We start from the raw sequence: 17332 nt of genomic DNA, 5'->3' as shown, positions 1-17332 counted from the left end.
AAATCCGGACTTGGCTGCCCGCAAATTGCGCAAACCACCAACCTGTTACCGAGCGGCAACAGCCCCCTCGGCGATGGACAGGAAAACAAGGTCAAGTTCTGCGGCCAGTGTTTCCAGGGCCTCGCCGCCATCGTCGAAATAAGGCGCGAATACGAAACTCGGCGTCTTCCAGGAAAGTGTTGCCGTTCCGTCGCTGTTTTCCGTGACGTAGAACCGGATCGGCGCCTCGATGCCGGCGGCGACCGAGGCCTCCAGCATGCGCACCGCATAGTCATTGCGGTAAACGCCGATAACCCGGTTGCCCGGGATCGTCAAGCCACGTCCCTTTGCACCGGCAGAGGCACTTGCCTGGGTGACCAGCAACATCTCATGCGCCTTGATCGAGGTTTTCAGGTCATCGACCAGCGCCTGATAGGTCTTGTCCGTCGGGGCGACCTGCCAGCCTTTCCGGTCCGGAACGCTGTCGGCGAGGCTCGAGCTCAAAGACAGAAACAGGGAAACAACAAATACCAGGGCCAGGCGCATGATCGGAACTCCAGAGGCAAGACGGTTGTCGGAGCCAACCTAGCCGTTTGCGTTTCACATGCCGCTCACATTCCGGTGTGGCCGATGGTCTCCTGACAAAACGTGGTCACCCCATGCCGAGCCGCAATCGCAGGCGCGTCCCGGCAAGGCTGCCAAGGAAGCCGAACGCCAGCCAAAGCCAGCCGTGCAGGGAGCCGGATACGAGCCCACCGAGATAGGCGCCGATGTTGCAGCCATAGGCGAGGCGCGCGCCATAGCCCATCAACAGTCCGCCGGCGATCGCCGTCAGAACGTCGCGGCGGCTAAGCTTCCAGACCGGCGCAAACCGGCCAGCCAGGGCCGCCGCCGCCATGGCACCGAGGATCACGCCAAAATCCATCACGGAGGTGGTATCCCGCAGGACCGAATTCTCCAGAGCGCTGCGCTGCCACGTCCAGTAGGGCCAGGTGTCGACCGGAATGCCAATGGCGTGAAAGATCTTGCCGCCCCAGAGCGCAAAAGCCGAGGTGATCCCCCAGGGCCGGCCGACAACGATAAAGGTCGCGATGCCGACGACGGCCAGCATGATCGCCCCCAGCATCGGTGACCACGGCCCTTTCAGCAGCGATTGCGTCGGGCGCGCGGCTGCAATGTCGCCATGGGCCTTGCGTTCGATCCCCACCGTAAGCAGTGCCAGGCCACCCAACACCAGCGCTGTCAGCAGAAAGGCACCATGCGGCCCGAATTCCCTGATGAGAGACACCGCCGGAAGTTTTGGCAAACGGCCCCAAAGATGCAGATGGGCGGTGGCCAGAACCGATCCCAGCACGAAGGCGGCGAGCGTGATCATCATCCGGGTGGAACCGCCACCGGCCGTGAACAGCGTACCGGAGCCGCAGCCGCCACCGAGCTGCATGCCCGCGCCAAACATGAAGGCTCCAAGCGCGGCGGCGATGCCGAAAGGGAACACAAAACCGCCCGTTGGCCAGCCAAGTGTGCTGCCCCAGGCAATCAGCGGAAAGGACACCGCACTGGTGAGCAGGATAAGCACAAACTGCGCGCGCAGGCCGCCACCGCGCTTTTCCGTCACGATCCGCCGCCAGGCCGCGGTGAAACCGAAGCTGGCATGATAGAGCGACAGGCCTGCAAGCCCCCCGATCAGCACGGCAATGGCCTGCCGTCCACCAGCTTCGCCATAGGCTCCCAGCGCAACAAACGCCAAAAGCAAGGCCGCGATACCGGCAACAATTACCTGAGATCTTTGCACTGTCGTTGACATTAATGCGCGCTCCTTTACCCGCGCCGGCAAGATTACCTGAAAGAAGGCTTTAAACTCGCATTTACGGCCATAATTTCGCAACGAAGGTCGCTTTTGATCAGCTACACATTGCCAACACCTTTTTGTGTTTTGCAGTTCAAGTGAAGCCTGCTGATTTTTAGCGGTAGCGATTCATCAGCCGGATGTGCGCCAAGTTCTGCTTTTGTGCAAGACCCCGCGCCCCGGCGAGAGAGACAAAAAGGCCAGCTATGCGTCTGAGCGATCAATTCGGATATGACCTCACCTTGTCGGACAGGGATGCTCTGGCGGCCTGGAACGACACCGTGCGGGCCTTTCTTGCCCACGGCAAGACCACCCCGCAGCATCTTGAAACCTGTCTCGGCCTTGCGCCGGATTTCGCCCTTGGTCATGCCGCTCGCGGCCTGTTCTGTCTGCTGCTCGGGCGGCGGGAGCTTTACGCGACCGCCGGCGAGTGCCTGTCGATCGCACGCAACTCGGCGCGACAGGTGCCTCTGACAGCACGAGAGACAGCCGTTGTCGACGCGCTTGACACCTGGCTGCAGGGCTTTCCGAGCCGCTCCGCCGACCTTCTGGATGCCGAACTGGTCAAGGTTCCCGAAGATGCCCTGATGATGAAACTGGTGCATGCCATCCGTTTTGTGCTTGGCGATGCAGTCGGCATGCGGCAGTCCATCGAGCGGATCCAGTCAGCTTATAATGAAAACCACCCGGCCTATGGCTATCTGCTGGGCTGCCGGGCCTTCTCCCTGGAAGAAACCGGCGACTACCGTCAGGCTGAGGCGTCAGGCCGCAGGGGCCTGGAATTTGCCCGCGATGACGCCTGGGGCCTGCATGCCGTTGCCCATGTCCATGACATGACCGGCCGCTCCGAGGAAGGCGCTGGCTGGCTGGAAAACCATCCGGACGGCTGGGCCCATTGCAACAATTTCGGCTATCACGTGTGGTGGCACCTGGCGCTGATGTATCTTGACCAGGGCAATGCCGACCGGGCGCTGGCGCTCTACGATACGGATATCCGCAAGGACAAGACCGACGATTACCGCGACATTTCCAACGCCGCTTCGCTGCTGGTGCGGCTGGAGCTGGAAGGGGTCGATACGGGATCCCGCTGGGACGAGCTTGCCCTTCTGTCAGATAAACGCGCGGAAGACGGCTGCAATGTCTTCGCCGATCTGCACTACCTGCTGGCGCTGTTGAATGGCGGTCGCCGCATGGGTGCCGACCGACTCCTGGCCGGCCTCAAACAGCGCGCCCAGAGCGAAACGGATATTGGCAGGATCACCGCCGAAACGGGTCTTCCGACGGGCCTGGGGCTGGAACAGTACCGAAAAGGCAACTACGCCTCCGCCTTCACGCTTCTGACCTCCGCGCGGGACAACCTCTATCTGGTCGGCGGTTCGCATGCGCAGCGCGACGTCTTTGAGCGCATCACCATTGATGCCGCGCTTCGGGCCGGATTGCCGGATGATGCCGAACGGCTTATCAAGGACCGCACCCACAAGCGCGGCGCCCTGGACCGGTTTGCCGAGCAGCGTCTTGAAACCTGCGAGAAGATGCACCGCGCCCAACAGGTGATGGAAGACGAAAAACTCCGGGCCCGATTCTCGGTCTGACCACTTTCCCGCCCGGACAGCGACTATTTTTGGAAACGACGTGAACGCGCACCCTCAGACGAAACGCCCCCGGGACCCGCGGCTCGACTTTTTCCGCGGCATCGGCATGTTCATCATCTACATTGCCCATCTGCCCTGGAACTGGTGGACGCTCTGGATTCCCGCCCGCTTCGGTTTTTCCGACGCCACGGAGATCTTTGTTTTCTGCTCCGGCATGGCCTCTGCCCTTGCCTTCGGCAAGATCTTCGACCTTCACGGCTGGGGCATGGGCGCTGCCCGTATCCTGCATCGCATGTGGCAGGTCTACTGGGCCCATATTGGCCAGTTTCTGGTGATCGCGGTCGGTCTCGTGATGATCCACGAGAGCAATTTCCTGAATGATTGCTGCGGCCTGACCCAGGATTATGTTGCCTCGCTCAATCTCTGGCATCTCTACAACAAGACGGAAGTGTCGCTTCCCGGCCTGATGACGCTAACCTGGGTGCCCAACTATTTCGACATCCTGCCGATGTATATCGTGATCCTGGCCCTGATCCCGGTGATCATGCTGGCGGCACGCTATTCGGTTCCGGCCGCATTCGCCGTCTCCATCGGCCTCTGGCTCGCCTCGCAATTCGACCTGCTCAGCCTGCCGGCCGAGCCCTGGTCCGACCGGGAATGGTTCTTCAATCCCTTTGCCTGGCAAATGCTTTTCTTTACCGGCTTTGCCTTCATGCGCGGCTGGATCCCGGCACCGCCGGTCAACCGGAAACTGATCCTCCTGTGTGCGACCGTCGTCATCGTCACGATCCCCTTCGCCTATTTCCGGGTCTATAGCGAACACCAGTGGGACGTGGCCTGGGCGCGGGACATTCGCGAAGCCATCCGGCCGCTCTGGATCAAGACCGAGTTCGGCCTGTTCCGGTATCTGCATTTTCTGGCGCTGGCTTATCTGGCCTGGATCGCCGCCGGCGAACACGGCAGGCACCTTCTGGGCCACGGCGCTCTCTGGGGCCGGTTCGTCAAGGTGGTTCAGAAAGTCGGCCAGCAGTCGCTGCCGGTGTTTATGGCCAGCCTCGTGATCGCCCAGGCCGCCGGCCTGCTGCGCGACATGGTCTGGGGCCGTGGCGACTGGCTGCCGCAGATCCTGTCCAATCTTCTGGGCTTTGCAGCCCTGATCGCCGTTGCCTATGTTGCCGGCTGGTACAAGAGCCAGCCCTGGCGCAAACCTCCGGCAACGTCGACACCCGGGCCATCCGACCGGCCAAAATCACCTCCGGCCGAGGACACTGACCAGCATGCAAGGTCGGCTTCAGACGAACGCAAACCTGTGCTGACCTGACCAACTTCCATGCGAACAGGGAGCGGCGTAACTATTAGCCGCTCCTGATACTACCGATCCTTTAGCTCATTGGCTCAGTTGCTCACCTGCCGCAGTTCGGCTTCGGGTTCGCAGACCGTGCGATCCCTGCCGGCATCCTTGGCCTTGAGCAGCGCCACATCCGCTCGTGTGCGCAGAGAGGACAGAGGCCCGCCATCCGGCGTGCTGGCCACGCCAATGGAGACGGTGACAGGTGCCAGCACTGCGCCGCGATGTGTGAGCGTCATCCGCGCCGCCTGCCTGCGGATCTCTTCGGCAAGGGCAAAAGCCTCGTCGCGGGGCAGGTTCGGCAGGAGAATGACAAATTCCTCACCACCGAAGCGATAGCAGGTGCCCCGCTTGCCCACGGATTCCATCAGGATCCCGGCAAAGGACTGCATCACCAGATCCCCGGCGTCATGGCCGAACTCGTCGTTGAAACGCTTGAAGTGATCAATGTCGAGCATCATGCAGGTCAGCCGGCCGGTCGCGTTTTCGCGGGCCCTGTCGCTCATGGTCTGGTCGAGCGACCTGCGGTTCTGCAAACCGGTCAGGGCGTCGCGCACGGCCAGCTGTGTCAACCGGTCGCGCAGCTGCAGATTGGCAACGGCGAGCGCGACATTTTCCGCAATCATCTCCAGATAGAGCTGTGCCTCCTGGATCGTGTCCTCGCCGTCCGAGAGATCCTTGAAACTGAGCAGACCGATGATATCGCCTTGCGCGGTCAGCGGCACGCATAGCGCTGAAGAGGAGGTGTCCGCCAGATGCTGACAGTTCACATCCTCCTTGCCATTGTGGCTGACATGCGCACGTCCCCGGCGCAGGCCCCAGCAATCATCCGGACTGAAACTGGCCAGTGAAGGCTGCGGCGTTTTCCAGGCCCCGGCCCGCCTCAACGCGGTTCGCTGATCGTTGAGCACATAGAGCCCGCCCGCCAGTTCCGGAAAGATCTGTGGTGCAAACCGGCTGACCACGTCGCTGAGTTCGTCCAGTTTCTGGCACGCCTGCAGACGGTGCATCATCTGCAGGATCAGGTCCTTCATCTTCAGGTCACGCCGCCGTTCCGCATCGAGCCGCTCTCGCTCCAGGCCGTTTTGCCGGAAGATATGGATTGCGGCATTCAGCTCGCCAATTTCGTCCTGACGGCCGTCAAGCGGCACCTCGACTTCGTAGTCCTGGGTCGCCAGGCGCTTGACGATCCCGGTCATGCGCGTCAACGGCAGGGCCACACGCCGCCGCAGCACAAAATAGAGCACTGCGAGGAACAATGCCGCCGTCAGCCCGAGCATGATGCGCGCCGTCAGTCCGAACCAGTCGCTGCGCAGCTTGGCAAGCTCAAGTTCCACACTTGTGCGTGCGCCCACCATTTCGCGAAACTTCTCGACATCCTTCACCAACTGGATGTGGTGCTGGTAATGCTCCTCTCCGAAAAGCAGGTCCTGAGCGGCTTGCGCGTCGCCGGCCTGATAGGCCTTGATCGCCTTCAGTTCGATAGCTTCCAGCGTGTCGGCCTGCTTGTTGATCTCCAGAAGCAACGCAAGTTCGTCGCTGGTCGCCCCGAATTCCTCGGCATGGCGCGCCTTTTCCTCCAGTCGGTGTTCCTCGGCGTTGTAGACTTCGAACGCCGCGAGGTGAGCGGCATCCCCACGCATCACATAGAGCCTGGCCTCGTCCGTCCTGAGTTCGGCGTCGATTTCAAGCTGCTCGCCAAGTTCGTTCAACACCAGGTGGACTTCGACGGCCTTGCGTTCATCGTGGGCACTGTCAACGGAAAGGATAAAGGCGATACCGGACAGGACGGTCAGTAAAACGGTGACGCCATAGGCCCAGTTTGTGATTGTGCTGATTTTCATGCGCTGTCCCGAATGCCCGCTTATTGCACCGGAGGAAGCCGGTGCATCTGTTTGTTTCTTCCGTCAATCCGCCCGCGACTGAAGGAACCGCCCCCTCGGGATACCCGCATATCCCCTGGGCCGATAATCCTGCCGGTTGAAGCGCCTGGTATTGCACCACGTTCATCCGACTCGCGCAGCGTAAGATGTACGACGAAAGGATAATCTCAACAACGTGGTTAACCAAAATCGAGCAATAATGCATGCATTATTTTCACGTGCAGGCTGAGAAGAAATGCGGGGCCTGACCAAACCACAAAAAAACACCGGCCATGAAACATGACCGGTGTTTTTCTCTCGAATTCCAGATCTGGCTTTGCGTCAGTGCAGAGAAGCCATTTCCAGATCGGCCTCAAAGGCATTGGCAACAGCAGCTTCCCGGCTGTCGGCCAGAAGGATCGGCGTACCGTCGGCATTCAGCAACGCATAGAGCGTCATGTTGTCGTGCAAAGGCGGTACGTCCGGAAACATCTCGTGAAGGTCGCGTGCCTTGATCGGTTTGATATAGGCAACATCGCCGGTGCCCAGCTCGGTCAGTTCATCAACCGACATATATTCGGACAAGTCGACGGGCGGTGCCCCGAAGGGGCTATTGGGATTGTGCATCAGTCTTCTCCATCTGTTGGTCGACGAGGGTCTATTCGCCGCTGGAGATTTCTATTTTTCTTATGACACGCTCCGGTTCCGGGCGGGCCAGGTCGATGGACAGAAGTCCATCTTTCAGGTCGGCTCCGAGGATCTCGATCCCCTCGGCCAGGACAAAGGCCCGCTGAAACTGGCGGGCGGCAATGCCGCGATGCAGGTACTGGCGGGTCTTGTCGTCGACCTGCCGGCCGCGGATCACCAGCTGGCTCTCCTCAACAGAGACGTCAAGCTGGTCTCTTGTGAACCCGGCCACGGCAAGCGTGATCCGGATGATATCGCCCTGACCTTCGCTTTTCGGAAGTCTTTCGATGTTGTAGGGCGGGTAACCGTCATTGGCGGCCTTGGAGACGCGATCGAGCACACGCTCGATATCGTCGAACCCGAGCATAAACGGGCTAGAAAACGCTGACATGCGCGACATCCTCAAAGTCCTTGTCGAAGCGACCTTGCACCCGGACCCTTTCTTAGGCATCCAGGCCGGAACCAGCCGGTTCCGTTCACCATTAAATATGGAGCTTCGTTAATTTTGATTCAAGGAGCCGCACCTTCAGCGTCATTGCCTGTCAACCTTCTGTGAATTGTTCAATCAACTGATGTCAAAACAGGGTTTTCTTTCAAGACCTTCGCGAGCGCTGAGATCGCCCGGCGCAATTCAGGCTGATGGCGTTCATCCTGGTGCATCACCAGCCAGCGTTCCGTCTGCAGTTCCTCGATCGGGTTCGAGAAACGCCTGAGATCTGAAAACGCATCGCCGACAAAAGTGGGCAACAACATGCGGACCTGGCCCTTGCGCACCAGGGACAGCGCAAGGGAGGCCTTGTTCACGGTGATGGTCACGTCGTCCGCATGGTGTTCCTTGATCCAGAGGCCGGTTGGAAACAGCGCCTCGTTCTCGACCGGTCCGACCCAGCCGAGCTGCATATCCGCTGGAACGTCCTGCGACTGGTAGACGGCAAACTCCACAATGCCGACCTTGCGGCCGGCGAGCCATTCCTGCTTGGGGCGCTTGTTACGCACACCGATGTCGATCTGCCGCCGGGCCACATCCCGGTTGCGCGGGTCGGCCAGAAACTCCGGAAGCCAGTCGGCATCGGGCGACCAGAACCGGTCGACATGATCGATCAACAGGCGCATGGTCCACTCGCCTGCCGAGATCCGGACCCGGCGCCGCGCCTGACCGCTGTCCCGCCAGGCGCCGATCGCCTGGGCGATCTGGTCCATTTCCTCAAGCTGCAACAACAGGTTCCGTCCCGCAGCCGTCAACTGGTAGCCGCGCGGTTCACGCTCCACCAGGCGCACATTGAGACTCTTTTCGAGGGCGGCAACCCGGCGCCCAAGTGTTGCCGCGCTGACACCGGTTCGGGTGGCAGCACCGGCCAGCCCTTCCGCGTTTGCCACCGCCAGAAACAGCCTCAGATCTTCCCAATCCAGATTTCGTTTCATTTTTGAAATCTCAATTTCACATAGAAAACATGGAAATACGCCAACTCCATGAGATTATCTGCTTGTTACCTCAAAATATCAAACATTCCTGAAGGGAGCTGCAGATGCTCATTCCCTATTCCCTCCCCTTGGAGAAAAAGGATTGTTCCCGGACCGGACGCACCTGGGACGACCCGGTCAGGGCACTTTATCCCCATCACGCGGAACTCTGGCCGGCAGAGATGCCGGAACACCACCAGCTGATGGCCCTGCACCTGCGCCTGGCGCGCAAGCGGCGGCGGCTGAAGGTTCTGAAATTCATCAGGTGGTGTCTGGGCGGCCCTTCCAGGCGGCGCCTTGAACCGGCTCGGCCGGCAACGGCCGCCAATGATGGATGTGCAACCGCCCGGCCTCCGGCACATCCGCCGAAAACCGAGACGATCGTGGCTTTCTACAATCCGCTGAAACGGCCCCCGGCCGCGCCCGAAACATGTACGCGGCCGGACGATGTCACTCCGCCGAAGTCAGCAGTCGGTTGCCATAGGGATTGTCGATGACCATCTTCCAGCTGCCATCCGCCTGGCGGCGCAGAACGGCGACCGAAAGTCCTTCTCCTTCAACCTGATTGCCTTCGGGATCGGTACCGGTCATCTGCCAGGGAGCAATGTGAACGGCAATGTCTCCCTCAACGATGACCTCATGTCCGGAATAGCTGAAATCCGGATTCAATGCCCGGAACTGCTCGAACATCTGTCGGGACTGCGCGCTGTCTGAGACCGGAGACCCGGGTTCGAAGGCGATGCTCTGATCGGCTTCGTAGGTTGCCATAACCGCATCGATGTCGCCCTTTTCGAACGATCTGGTCATGGTCTGAATGAGGGCGAGAACGTCTTTCTGGTCATTGGTCATGCTGTTGGTTCCTTCTGCAAAGACCGGGTTTGAAGTTGTCGTGACGAGGACTGCCGCCACGAGGAAGGATGTCTTGAAAACGCGCATGGCTGTGCTTTCGGTCGGGCAAAGCGGTGCCAGTCCCGCTTGGTGCCAAGTGGGTCAAAAGAGAAATGTCTGGCAGATCTGCCGGCCGGCTTGTCGGCGTTAGGCCGGCGACAGAATTTCGATAAGCTTTGTTCGGATTTCGGCCGGGCAGCGCTGCTCCGGCACCGCCCGTTGCAACTCGAAGGCCTTCAGGCTGTCGATCACGGCACCGATGCGTTCACGAACTTGCGCGAAATTTTCACGCGCGCCTGCCGAATTGGGCGCCTGCCCTGGAATTATCCGACCGGCCTTGATTGCTGCCGGCAGGCGGCGTGGGCAAAGGCATTTTGCCGAGCTGCCGACCAGGCCGCAGTGGCTTGACGTAAACCCCATGACATCGCTGCGGGCCCTGGAAAGCCGTTTGCGGTAGGTCGCCGGTGTCAGTTCCAGGATTTCCGAGGCTTCTCCGTGCTCCAGTTCCAGGATGTCACCCAGCACATAGGCCAGGCGCAGTTCCAGGCTCAGGCAAAGCAGCATGGCCATGGTGCAGGAGACACGCAGTTCGTTCACGAGCAAAGCCTCATCCGGAGCCGCCGGAGGATCGGCAACAAGACCGGTTTCCAGATCCGCCGCAAAGGCGTCAAAGGTGAGCCCGAGGTCCCGGTCCCGGATATTCCTGGCGCTGAGAAGATAGCGGACCGCGACCCGGTAGACCCAGGTGGAAAAGGCGCTGTCCCCCCGGAACGTCGACAGTTTGGTCAGCACCAGGATCAGGATCTCCTGGGTAGCCTCGCTGGCATCGTCCGGGTTCACCAGAATGCGCCGTGCGAGCTGATGTATCTGGTCCTGAACGCCGGAAAGGACGTCTTCCAGTGCCTCCCGGTCACCTTCCTGCGCTGCCGCGACTTGCTCTGATGATACCGTAATGGCCGTCATTCGTGTCATCCCTTTGCGATGGTTTCATAAGGTTAGAGGCGGCAGCCCCGCAATGTGTGACATGTTTTTTTGATCAGAGGTGTTCTTGCACGATCTGAAGCAAACGGTCATCTTGGCGCCCTTGCCCATTCGGTCCCCGATTCAAATGAGCCTTTCCATGACCCGTGACGAGTTTGATGCCTTTTGCGGCCAGCTGCCTGCAACCACCCACGTCATCCAGTGGGGCAACGCATCCGTCTGGAAGGTCGGCGGCAAGATCTTTGCCGTCTGTTCAAATTGGGGGGAAGGCAGTCATCCCAAATTCAGCTTCAAATGCTCCGATATGTCCTATTCGCTCCTGCCCCAGCAGGACGGCCTGATCCCGGCCCCCTATCTGGCTCGGGCCAAGTGGGTTCAGATGGAGAAGGAAGGCGCGCTGTCTGACGAGGATCTGAAGGCTTATATCGTTGCCGCCCACAAGATCATCGCGGCCAAACTCACCAAGAAGCAGCAGAAAGACCTCGGCCTTGCCGACTGACTTTCACGGAAAGTGGCGCTCGCTCAGCCTGCTGATGCTGGCCGAGATCGCCGGGATGAGCCTCTGGTTCATGTCGGCGGCCATCTTGCCCGATCTGACCCGCGAATTCGCCATATCCGACTTCGCCCAGGCAGCCCTCTCCAGCGTCGTCCAGATCGGCTTTGTGGTCGGCGCCGTTGTCTCGGCCCTGTTCGGCCTCGCCGACCGTTTCGACCCGAGACGCGTGTTTGCCATCTGCGCGATTCTCGCAGCCCTGTTCAATTCAAGCCTGCTCGTGTTTGAACCGGGCGGCCCCGTCACGATCTTCGCCCGGTTTGCCACCGGCGTCCTGCTGGCTGGGGTCTATCCGGTCGGCATGAAAATCGCCGTCGGCTGGGGACAGAAGGACCGGGGCCTGCTGGTCGGCACTCTGGTCGGCGCACTCACTTTCGGTTCGGCCGCGCCACACCTGCTTGCCCTCCTCGGCGGAGCCGACTGGCGCTGGAGCCTGACTGTTGCCTCTATTGCCTCGGCCGGCGGCGGTGTCCTGTGCCTCTTTGTCGGCCTTGGCCCGTTCCACGCAAAGGCACCCCGGATGAAAATCAAGGCGATTTTCACAGCCTGGACCAACCGGAAGATCCGATACGCCTATGCAGGCTATCTCGGCCACATGTGGGAACTCTATGCCATGTGGGCCTGGATCGGCGTCGCGCTCGCCGTCTCCTTCTCGGACCACATGCCGCAGGAAAACGCTCTGTCGCTTGCCCGTCTGATCGCCTTCCTGACCATCGCAGCAGGAGGTGTTGCCAGTATCCTCGCCGGGCTTGCAGCCGACCGGGTCGGCAAGGCCAATATCGCGATCCTTGCCATGGCCGTCAGCGGCTCTGCGGCGCTTGCCTCGGCCGTCTCCTTCGGCGGCCCGGTCTGGCTGACGGTATTCTGCGTGCTGGTCTGGGGCGCCGCCATCCTGCCCGATTCCGCGCAGTTTTCAGCGCTCGTTGCCGATTATGCCGAACCGGATCAGGCCGGCAGCCTGATGAGTTTTCAGACCGCCCTCGGGTTTGCACTGACCTTCTTTACCGTCCAGCTGACACCGCTCGGTGCCGAGTTGATCGGCTGGCCGGGCGTCTTTGCGCTGATGGCCATAGGCCCGGCGCTCGGCATTCTGGGCATGATGCGGTTGCGCCGGCTGTGAGGCCCTGAACGATCGGGGCTGCCCGAAGCCTTGCCCCGGTTGCTCGCTGCCTCAGAACGGCTGCTCGCGCACCAGAAAGGCGCAGGACCTAGCATGGTCGATGAAATTGGCTTCATCCTTCAACAGAGCCTCGGCAAGCGCCTGACCTTCCGCCGCGCTCATCGCCTCCATCAGATCTTCTTCTGACTCAAACCAGACCTCGGCGACACCATCGAATTCCTCGGCCATGCCACGCGACTGGCGAAAGGCATCGTTCATCGGAGAGGAAAGCGTCTGGTCCTGGACATATTTACGCGCCCGCATGACCGGCGCGTTTTCCATGAAAAACGGGCCATGTTTGTTCTGCCAATAGTCCAGAAACTCCTCGCGGGTCAGATCGGAGCGGCGATGCAGGCACATGATCAGCTTGATCATCATTGGTCCTCCTCGGGAATGCGGCGACGATTTAACCCTAACACGGTTTTTTGGAGGTCCGGCATCGATCCAGCCCTGCTGCCCAAACGTATGTCCGGGACACTTCAGCTCGGTCGGGTTGCAGTTACTGCAGTCAATTGATCGGTCTTTCAGGAAACGGAAACATGGCACAATCAGGCACAACAGACGGCACGGGCGGTCCGAAAGACGGCTCTTCTGTCCCCATCGCAGCGCGATGGCTGGGAGGAACCGGAGCTCTGCCCTTTGTTGCCTTGCTTGCTATGACAGTCTTTGGGGCATCTGACTGGACCGAGTGGGCCGGCCGTGCACTCGCTCTCTACGGTGCTGTCATCCTGTCGTTTCTGGGCGGAATTCAGTGGGGTCTTGCCATTGCAAACCCCTCCGAGCCGGAGGAAGAACGCGGCCCCCGCCTTGCGATCAGCGTGGTTCCGTCACTGATCGGCTGGGCGGCGCTTCTTCTTCCGCTTGAGATCGGCCTCTATGTTCTGGCAGCCGCCTATGCCCTGGTGCTCTTTCTGGATGCTCAGGCGACGATGAAAGGCGAAGCACCGGCCTGGTACCCGAAGCTTCGCCTGCCGCTGACCGCGGTCGTCATGGCCAGCCTGGTGGTCGGAGCGCTTTTTACCGCAATCTGACCGGCACGAAGAATTCAAGCGACCGCGTATTGGCGGATCATGTGGCCCCCATCGACATCGAGCACCATGCCGGTCGTGAAGCTGTTGCCCATCAGATAGAGGGCGGCACCTGCGGCCTCCTCCACGGTGCCAACCCGCTTCAACGGCAGGGACTGGCCGGTTTCCCGGTACATCGTCTCGCGTGTTTCTTGCTCAAGCCCCTGATAGGCCTCTGACCGGATCATCCCCGGAGAAACGCAATTCACCCGAAGCCCTGGACCGAGTTCCAGCGCCAGGCCGCGCGTCAGGCTTTCAACAGCACCGTTGACGGCCCCCAGTCCGCTGCAATTCCGGCCCGGGCGCCGGGACAAGACACCGCTGAAGAAGGTGATCGAGCCTCCCTCACGGAACTTGTCCAGAACAGCCTGGGCCGTTCTGTAGGGACCGAAAAACTTTGCATCGAACATGGTTTGCAGACTGTCTGTCTTCAGCTCGGCAAACGGCCCATGCACTGCGCTTGAGGCTGTAATCACCAGATGATCAATCTCGTCGATCTGCGCCGCCCAGGCCTCGACGGACCAGGCGTCTGTCATGTCCAGAGCGACGGACCGAACGCGCGGAACGCTGCCGGCGACTGCCGCAAGCCTTTCCGTGTTGCGACTGGAGATGACGATATCGGCTCCCGCCTCTGACGCCGCATCGACAACCGCTCGCCCGATCCCGGATGCACCGCCCACCACCACCACTTTCCTGTTCCTGAGTGCCTTCATGCGACCCTCCTCATCGGTCCGCTTCAGCGGACCGCTTTGACTTCCGGCTGGATGAAATTGAAGATCGTCTGCGGATCGCGCCCTGCAAACAGGAACTTGATGACAATCGCTGCGGCGGCTTCCAGCTGATAGGCATGGGCATTGCTGCCGAGACGCTGCGGCAACGCGCCAACGTCGCGGATCAGCTGCGCAATGATTTCGTCGGCTGCTTCATCCGCCGTGTAAAGCGTCACCATCTGCCGGCCATCATAGGTCATGTCCGGATCTGCCCAGACCGCAACCTGCGCCATGTTGAAGGCCTTGCCGACATGCGCGCCCGGCAGATAGTCGGAAATGGCCTCAGTCAGCGACCGGGCGTCATCCCGTGTGGTCAGGAAGGTCTCGATGCTGACCGGATTGTTGATATCGACCACGATCTTGCCTTTGAAGGCCTCCGGCCCCCCTGCGCTGTCGATGCCGGAAAAGACATCTTCCCAGCGGGTGGCCAGAACAACCACTTCGCCGAAACTGGCAGCCTCTTCCGCGCTTCCGGCCTGAACGCCGATCTCGTCCGCAATGCTTTTGGCCTTCGCAAGGTCGCGGCCTGACAACATGACTTCATGCTGCGCAGCCCATTTACCGGCAAGCGCCCTGGCCATTCCACCTGATCCGATTAGTCCGATTTTCATGATCGTCTCCTGTCTCTGATGACTTGAAATTAGGAGCGCGCTATTCATAATTGAAATTTCAAATCTGGATGCCAGGTATAATTTAAATGGATATTAAACAGGGAGATTTCGGACTGCTGTTGGCGCTGGATGCGTTGCTGGAGGAAGAAAGTGTGTCCCGCGCAGCCAGCCGCCTTGGCATCAGCCAGCCGGCCATGTCCGCACAATTGAAACGCCTGCGCCACCTCTTCAACGACCCATTGCTGACGCCCTCCGGGCGGCATCTTGTTGCGACCAGCCGGGCGCTGTCGCTGCAGGCCGATCTCAGACGGCAACTGCAGGATCTTGACGCGCTCGTGCGCGAAAACAGCGCTTTCGATGCGGCAACCACCCAGAAGACCTTCCGGCTGGTCGGCACCGACTACGTGCAGGCCGTCGTGGCTGCCGAGCTGGAAAACAGGATCCGCCGGGCCGCGCCGGGTGCAAAACTTGCCTTTCTTCCTTTCGAGCCCACAACGCTCTGGCAGTCCCTGGAAGACGACAAGGTTGACCTTGCGCTGGCTACCGGCATGGCCCTTCCTGAAGCCCGAACCCGAACCGCGCTCAGCGAAGTGTTTCGTGTCATCTTGCGCCGCGGACATCCGCTGTTGGCGGAGGAACTGACCCTGGAGGCCTTTTGCGCGGCACGGCACATTCTGATTTCCCCTGAAGGGGGCGGCTTTGTCGGCATCGCCGACAAGGTACTGAAGAAACACGGCCTGAGCCGTTCGGTCTCCGCGTCGATTCCGAGTTTTCTGCTGGCGCCGGCCTTTGTGGCCAATTCCGACGCCCTGTGTCTGGTGCCGGCCCGGCTTGCATCTCTTTACGCCGACACCGTGGCTTCCTGTACACCGCCTTTGGAGCTGCCGGGTTTTGATGTCGACATGCTCTGGCACCCGCGCCGGCACAACGATCCGGCGCACCGCTGGTTTCGCCAACAGGTTCTGGAGCTGACGCGGCAGATCTGATCGGACACATGCCGGGTGTGGTCGGCTTCAGTCCGCGCTTGTCTCAGGTGACCACGCGTACCGGGTATCGAGTTCATTCTGTTCGACGACATCGAAGCCGCAGGATTGGTAGAACCGGTTCGCGTCACTGACATTCAGTGCCATGAGCCGTACCGGAATACCCAGCCTTCGGGCTTGCTGTTGGACAAGACCGACGATTTTCCGGCCTGCGCCCCGGCCTTGGTGTTCCGGTGCCAGGTAAAGGTGATCGAGATAAAGATGGTCCTCACGAGCGCGCAGCACATAAAATCCCGCGAGCTGACCTTCGGCGCTCAGAACGTAGGTCTCGTCCGGTTCAAACGTATCCAGAAATCGAGCCCGCGCACGCGCCGGATCGAAGCGCCCGGCCGCTTCCAGGCTCGGTCGCATCGCCTCGATCCTCAAGGCCGCAAGCCGTTCCGCGTCTTCCGCTTTTGCAGATTCGATCTCAAATACCAGTTCGTCCATGAAAACTCCTGACGGGAGGAAGGCCGCCGGTGCGCGGCCCCAAAATCGAAAGAGGCATAACAAACAGCGCGTCAAGTGCCAAACCGGTCGCCCGCCTCCCAGCACGCCCCCTGTGTGACAGCCTGCTTCGGCACCGATATACTGCCCGGCAGAGGAGGTTGCCTTGGAACTGATGATCCTCTGCGCCGGATCCGGTGCGAAGGTCTGGCACGGTGAGGAAGCTGAACGACCGCTGCGCACAAAAGGCAAGCGGCAGGCCCAGAAGATCGGTGCCTGGCTTGGCCAGAATCGCAGGCGGCCGGATTGTATCCTCACCGACGATTCTGCCCGTGCCAAAGCAACAGCGGCAAAGGCCCTCAAAGCCGCCGGCTGGACAGCACGTGGCCTGACGGCGTCTGAGGCGCTTTCTTCAGGGAGACTGCCGGATCTTGAAGGCGCCGAACGCCCGCTTCTGGTCGCCCGGCCGGAAACTCTAACCCTTCTGCTGTTGCAGCTGGCGCTTGAAGTCGACACGGGGCCAGCGACGCTGTGCTGCCTGGAACTGCGCGGGACACATGCCGGTCTGCGAGACGTGACAAGGCCGAAGGAACTGCCGGATCTCTTCCCCTTTCCGGCGCCTGACGGGCCGGAGCTTCGCCCACGCCCGGCCTATTACTATCGCCAGTCCGCCGTGATCCCTTTTCGCCGAACCGCAGCCGGTACACAGATCCTGATTGTCGGGTCGTCGAGCGGACGTCACTGGACCGTGCCCAAGGGCATTGTCGAACCGGGCCTGAGCGCAGCTGCCTCCGCCCGGATCGAAGCGCGCGAGGAAGCCGGGGTCGAAGGCACCATCGGGCGCAACCCGCTCGGCAGCTTCACCTATGAAAAGTGGGGGGCAACCTGCGATGTCACCGTCTACCCGATGGCGGTGCGCAAGGTGCTGACCGGGTCTGGCTGGGAGGAAAACCACCGGACCCGGCAATGGGTCTCCGGGCCCGAGTCGATCAACCTCCTGAAACAGCCTGCCTTCGCCCTGCTGGCGGCAAAGATCTGAAGCTCACGCGTTGACGTCTT

Annotated in this window: 19 protein-coding genes; 7 read left to right on the top strand and 12 right to left on the bottom strand. The window is 60.8% G+C overall.

All coding sequences use genetic code 11. From position 1 onward, the window contains the following. Window positions 1-45: 45 nt before the first annotated feature. Together ACO6TG_RS18170 and ACO6TG_RS18165 are read right to left on the bottom strand one after the other, a co-directional pair. Window positions 46-525, bottom strand: a complete 480-nt coding sequence (locus ACO6TG_RS18170) for a DUF302 domain-containing protein (protein WP_422374482.1) — start codon at window positions 523-525, stop codon at window positions 46-48. A 106-nt stretch (window positions 526-631) separates the two neighbouring features. Beyond that, a complete protein-coding gene (locus ACO6TG_RS18165; RefSeq protein ID WP_422374481.1) occupies window positions 632-1783 on the bottom strand; it encodes a YeeE/YedE family protein in 1152 nt (383 codons plus the stop codon). Window positions 1784-2031: 248 nt separating this feature from the next. Between ACO6TG_RS18165 and ACO6TG_RS18160 the strand changes: the two genes are divergently transcribed. Together ACO6TG_RS18160 and ACO6TG_RS18155 are read left to right on the top strand one after the other, a co-directional pair. Then, a complete protein-coding gene (locus tag ACO6TG_RS18160) occupies window positions 2032-3417 on the top strand; it encodes a tetratricopeptide repeat protein (protein ID WP_422374480.1) in 1386 nt (461 codons plus the stop codon). Between the two features lie 40 nt (window positions 3418-3457). Further along, window positions 3458-4738, top strand: coding sequence for an OpgC family protein (locus ACO6TG_RS18155; protein ID WP_422374479.1), 1281 nt, complete (start codon window positions 3458-3460; stop codon window positions 4736-4738). A gap of 74 nt (window positions 4739-4812) precedes the next feature. On the opposite strand, the gene ACO6TG_RS18150 is transcribed toward ACO6TG_RS18155, so the two are convergent. The 6 genes from ACO6TG_RS18150 to ACO6TG_RS18125 form a co-directional block, all read right to left on the bottom strand. Beyond that, window positions 4813-6609, bottom strand: coding sequence for a diguanylate cyclase (locus ACO6TG_RS18150; protein WP_422374478.1), 1797 nt, complete (start codon window positions 6607-6609; stop codon window positions 4813-4815). Window positions 6610-6969: 360 nt separating this feature from the next. Further along, window positions 6970-7254, bottom strand: coding sequence for a DUF1150 family protein (locus tag ACO6TG_RS18145; RefSeq protein ID WP_247646150.1), 285 nt, complete (start codon window positions 7252-7254; stop codon window positions 6970-6972). 31 nt (window positions 7255-7285) lie between these two features. Continuing rightward, the gene (locus ACO6TG_RS18140) at window positions 7286-7714 is read right to left on the bottom strand and encodes an Hsp20 family protein (RefSeq protein ID WP_094073631.1); all 429 of its coding nucleotides are present in this window, start codon (window positions 7712-7714) and stop codon (window positions 7286-7288) included. 161 nt (window positions 7715-7875) lie between these two features. Further along, a complete protein-coding gene (locus ACO6TG_RS18135; RefSeq protein WP_422374477.1) occupies window positions 7876-8736 on the bottom strand; it encodes a LysR family transcriptional regulator in 861 nt (286 codons plus the stop codon). A gap of 489 nt (window positions 8737-9225) precedes the next feature. Beyond that, window positions 9226-9711 (bottom strand): YybH family protein, encoded by a 486-nt coding sequence (locus ACO6TG_RS18130; RefSeq protein ID WP_422374476.1) that lies wholly within the window; start codon window positions 9709-9711, stop codon window positions 9226-9228. Window positions 9712-9810: 99 nt separating this feature from the next. Further along, window positions 9811-10626, bottom strand: a complete 816-nt coding sequence (locus tag ACO6TG_RS18125; RefSeq protein WP_422374475.1) for an RNA polymerase sigma factor — start codon at window positions 10624-10626, stop codon at window positions 9811-9813. A 157-nt stretch (window positions 10627-10783) separates the two neighbouring features. Here ACO6TG_RS18125 and ACO6TG_RS18120 point away from each other — a divergent pair, with 157 nt between their 5' ends. Both ACO6TG_RS18120 and ACO6TG_RS18115 read left to right on the top strand, forming a co-directional pair. After that, a complete protein-coding gene (locus ACO6TG_RS18120) occupies window positions 10784-11143 on the top strand; it encodes an MmcQ/YjbR family DNA-binding protein (RefSeq protein WP_094074952.1) in 360 nt (119 codons plus the stop codon). After that, window positions 11133-12317, top strand: coding sequence for an MFS transporter (locus ACO6TG_RS18115; protein ID WP_422374474.1), 1185 nt, complete (start codon window positions 11133-11135; stop codon window positions 12315-12317). The genes ACO6TG_RS18120 and ACO6TG_RS18115 overlap by 11 nt, the downstream gene beginning before the upstream one ends. A gap of 51 nt (window positions 12318-12368) precedes the next feature. Here the strand turns inward: ACO6TG_RS18115 and ACO6TG_RS18110 are convergent, their stop codons facing one another. After that, window positions 12369-12734, bottom strand: a complete 366-nt coding sequence (locus tag ACO6TG_RS18110) for an EthD domain-containing protein (RefSeq protein ID WP_422374473.1) — start codon at window positions 12732-12734, stop codon at window positions 12369-12371. 161 nt (window positions 12735-12895) lie between these two features. Here ACO6TG_RS18110 and ACO6TG_RS18105 point away from each other — a divergent pair, with 161 nt between their 5' ends. Beyond that, on the top strand, window positions 12896-13387 hold the full coding sequence (locus tag ACO6TG_RS18105) for a DUF3429 domain-containing protein (RefSeq protein ID WP_422374472.1): 492 nt from the start codon (window positions 12896-12898) through the stop codon (window positions 13385-13387). Between the two features lie 14 nt (window positions 13388-13401). Here the strand turns inward: ACO6TG_RS18105 and ACO6TG_RS18100 are convergent, their stop codons facing one another. Then, window positions 13402-14136 (bottom strand): SDR family oxidoreductase, encoded by a 735-nt coding sequence (locus ACO6TG_RS18100; protein ID WP_422374471.1) that lies wholly within the window; start codon window positions 14134-14136, stop codon window positions 13402-13404. A 23-nt stretch (window positions 14137-14159) separates the two neighbouring features. Continuing rightward, on the bottom strand, window positions 14160-14804 hold the full coding sequence (locus ACO6TG_RS18095) for an NADPH-dependent F420 reductase (RefSeq protein WP_422374470.1): 645 nt from the start codon (window positions 14802-14804) through the stop codon (window positions 14160-14162). 86 nt (window positions 14805-14890) lie between these two features. Between ACO6TG_RS18095 and ACO6TG_RS18090 the strand changes: the two genes are divergently transcribed. Then, window positions 14891-15790 (top strand): LysR family transcriptional regulator, encoded by a 900-nt coding sequence (locus ACO6TG_RS18090; protein ID WP_422374469.1) that lies wholly within the window; start codon window positions 14891-14893, stop codon window positions 15788-15790. Window positions 15791-15817: 27 nt separating this feature from the next. On the opposite strand, the gene ACO6TG_RS18085 is transcribed toward ACO6TG_RS18090, so the two are convergent. Next, a complete protein-coding gene (locus ACO6TG_RS18085) occupies window positions 15818-16276 on the bottom strand; it encodes a GNAT family N-acetyltransferase (RefSeq protein WP_422374468.1) in 459 nt (152 codons plus the stop codon). A gap of 172 nt (window positions 16277-16448) precedes the next feature. Here ACO6TG_RS18085 and ACO6TG_RS18080 point away from each other — a divergent pair, with 172 nt between their 5' ends. Further along, complete coding sequence (locus ACO6TG_RS18080; protein WP_422378905.1) at window positions 16449-17312, top strand: NUDIX domain-containing protein; 864 nt, start codon at window positions 16449-16451, stop codon at window positions 17310-17312. Window positions 17313-17332: the final 20 nt, after the last annotated feature.

The sequence above is a fragment of the Roseibium sp. genome (genome assembly GCF_965233565.1).
Taxonomy (GTDB): domain Bacteria; phylum Pseudomonadota; class Alphaproteobacteria; order Rhizobiales; family Stappiaceae; genus Roseibium.
The sequence above is the reverse complement of the archived record's forward strand: the minus strand, read 5'-3'. Positions and strand labels throughout refer to the sequence as shown.

Excerpts from the sequence above, each read along its gene's own strand:
- ACO6TG_RS18170 (WP_422374482.1), bottom strand. The coding sequence starts at position 525 with ATGCGCCTGGCCCTGGTATTTGTTGTTTCCCTGTTTCTGTCTTTGAGC.
- ACO6TG_RS18165 (WP_422374481.1), bottom strand. The coding sequence starts at position 1,783 with ATGTCAACGACAGTGCAAAGATCTCAGGTAATTGTTGCCGGTATCGCG.
- ACO6TG_RS18160 (WP_422374480.1), top strand. The coding sequence starts at position 2,032 with ATGCGTCTGAGCGATCAATTCGGATATGACCTCACCTTGTCGGACAGG.
- ACO6TG_RS18150 (WP_422374478.1), bottom strand. The coding sequence starts at position 6,609 with ATGAAAATCAGCACAATCACAAACTGGGCCTATGGCGTCACCGTTTTA.
- ACO6TG_RS18145 (WP_247646150.1), bottom strand. The coding sequence starts at position 7,254 with ATGCACAATCCCAATAGCCCCTTCGGGGCACCGCCCGTCGACTTGTCC.
- ACO6TG_RS18140 (WP_094073631.1), bottom strand. The coding sequence starts at position 7,714 with ATGTCGCGCATGTCAGCGTTTTCTAGCCCGTTTATGCTCGGGTTCGAC.
- ACO6TG_RS18135 (WP_422374477.1), bottom strand. The coding sequence starts at position 8,736 with ATGAAACGAAATCTGGATTGGGAAGATCTGAGGCTGTTTCTGGCGGTG.
- ACO6TG_RS18130 (WP_422374476.1), bottom strand. The coding sequence starts at position 9,711 with ATGCGCGTTTTCAAGACATCCTTCCTCGTGGCGGCAGTCCTCGTCACG.
- ACO6TG_RS18125 (WP_422374475.1), bottom strand. The coding sequence starts at position 10,626 with ATGACGGCCATTACGGTATCATCAGAGCAAGTCGCGGCAGCGCAGGAA.
- ACO6TG_RS18120 (WP_094074952.1), top strand. The coding sequence starts at position 10,784 with ATGACCCGTGACGAGTTTGATGCCTTTTGCGGCCAGCTGCCTGCAACC.
- ACO6TG_RS18110 (WP_422374473.1), bottom strand. The coding sequence starts at position 12,734 with ATGATGATCAAGCTGATCATGTGCCTGCATCGCCGCTCCGATCTGACC.
- ACO6TG_RS18105 (WP_422374472.1), top strand. The coding sequence starts at position 12,896 with ATGGCACAATCAGGCACAACAGACGGCACGGGCGGTCCGAAAGACGGC.
- ACO6TG_RS18100 (WP_422374471.1), bottom strand. The coding sequence starts at position 14,136 with ATGAAGGCACTCAGGAACAGGAAAGTGGTGGTGGTGGGCGGTGCATCC.
- ACO6TG_RS18095 (WP_422374470.1), bottom strand. The coding sequence starts at position 14,804 with ATGAAAATCGGACTAATCGGATCAGGTGGAATGGCCAGGGCGCTTGCC.
- ACO6TG_RS18090 (WP_422374469.1), top strand. The coding sequence starts at position 14,891 with ATGGATATTAAACAGGGAGATTTCGGACTGCTGTTGGCGCTGGATGCG.
- ACO6TG_RS18085 (WP_422374468.1), bottom strand. The coding sequence starts at position 16,276 with ATGGACGAACTGGTATTTGAGATCGAATCTGCAAAAGCGGAAGACGCG.
- ACO6TG_RS18080 (WP_422378905.1), top strand. The coding sequence starts at position 16,449 with ATGATCCTCTGCGCCGGATCCGGTGCGAAGGTCTGGCACGGTGAGGAA.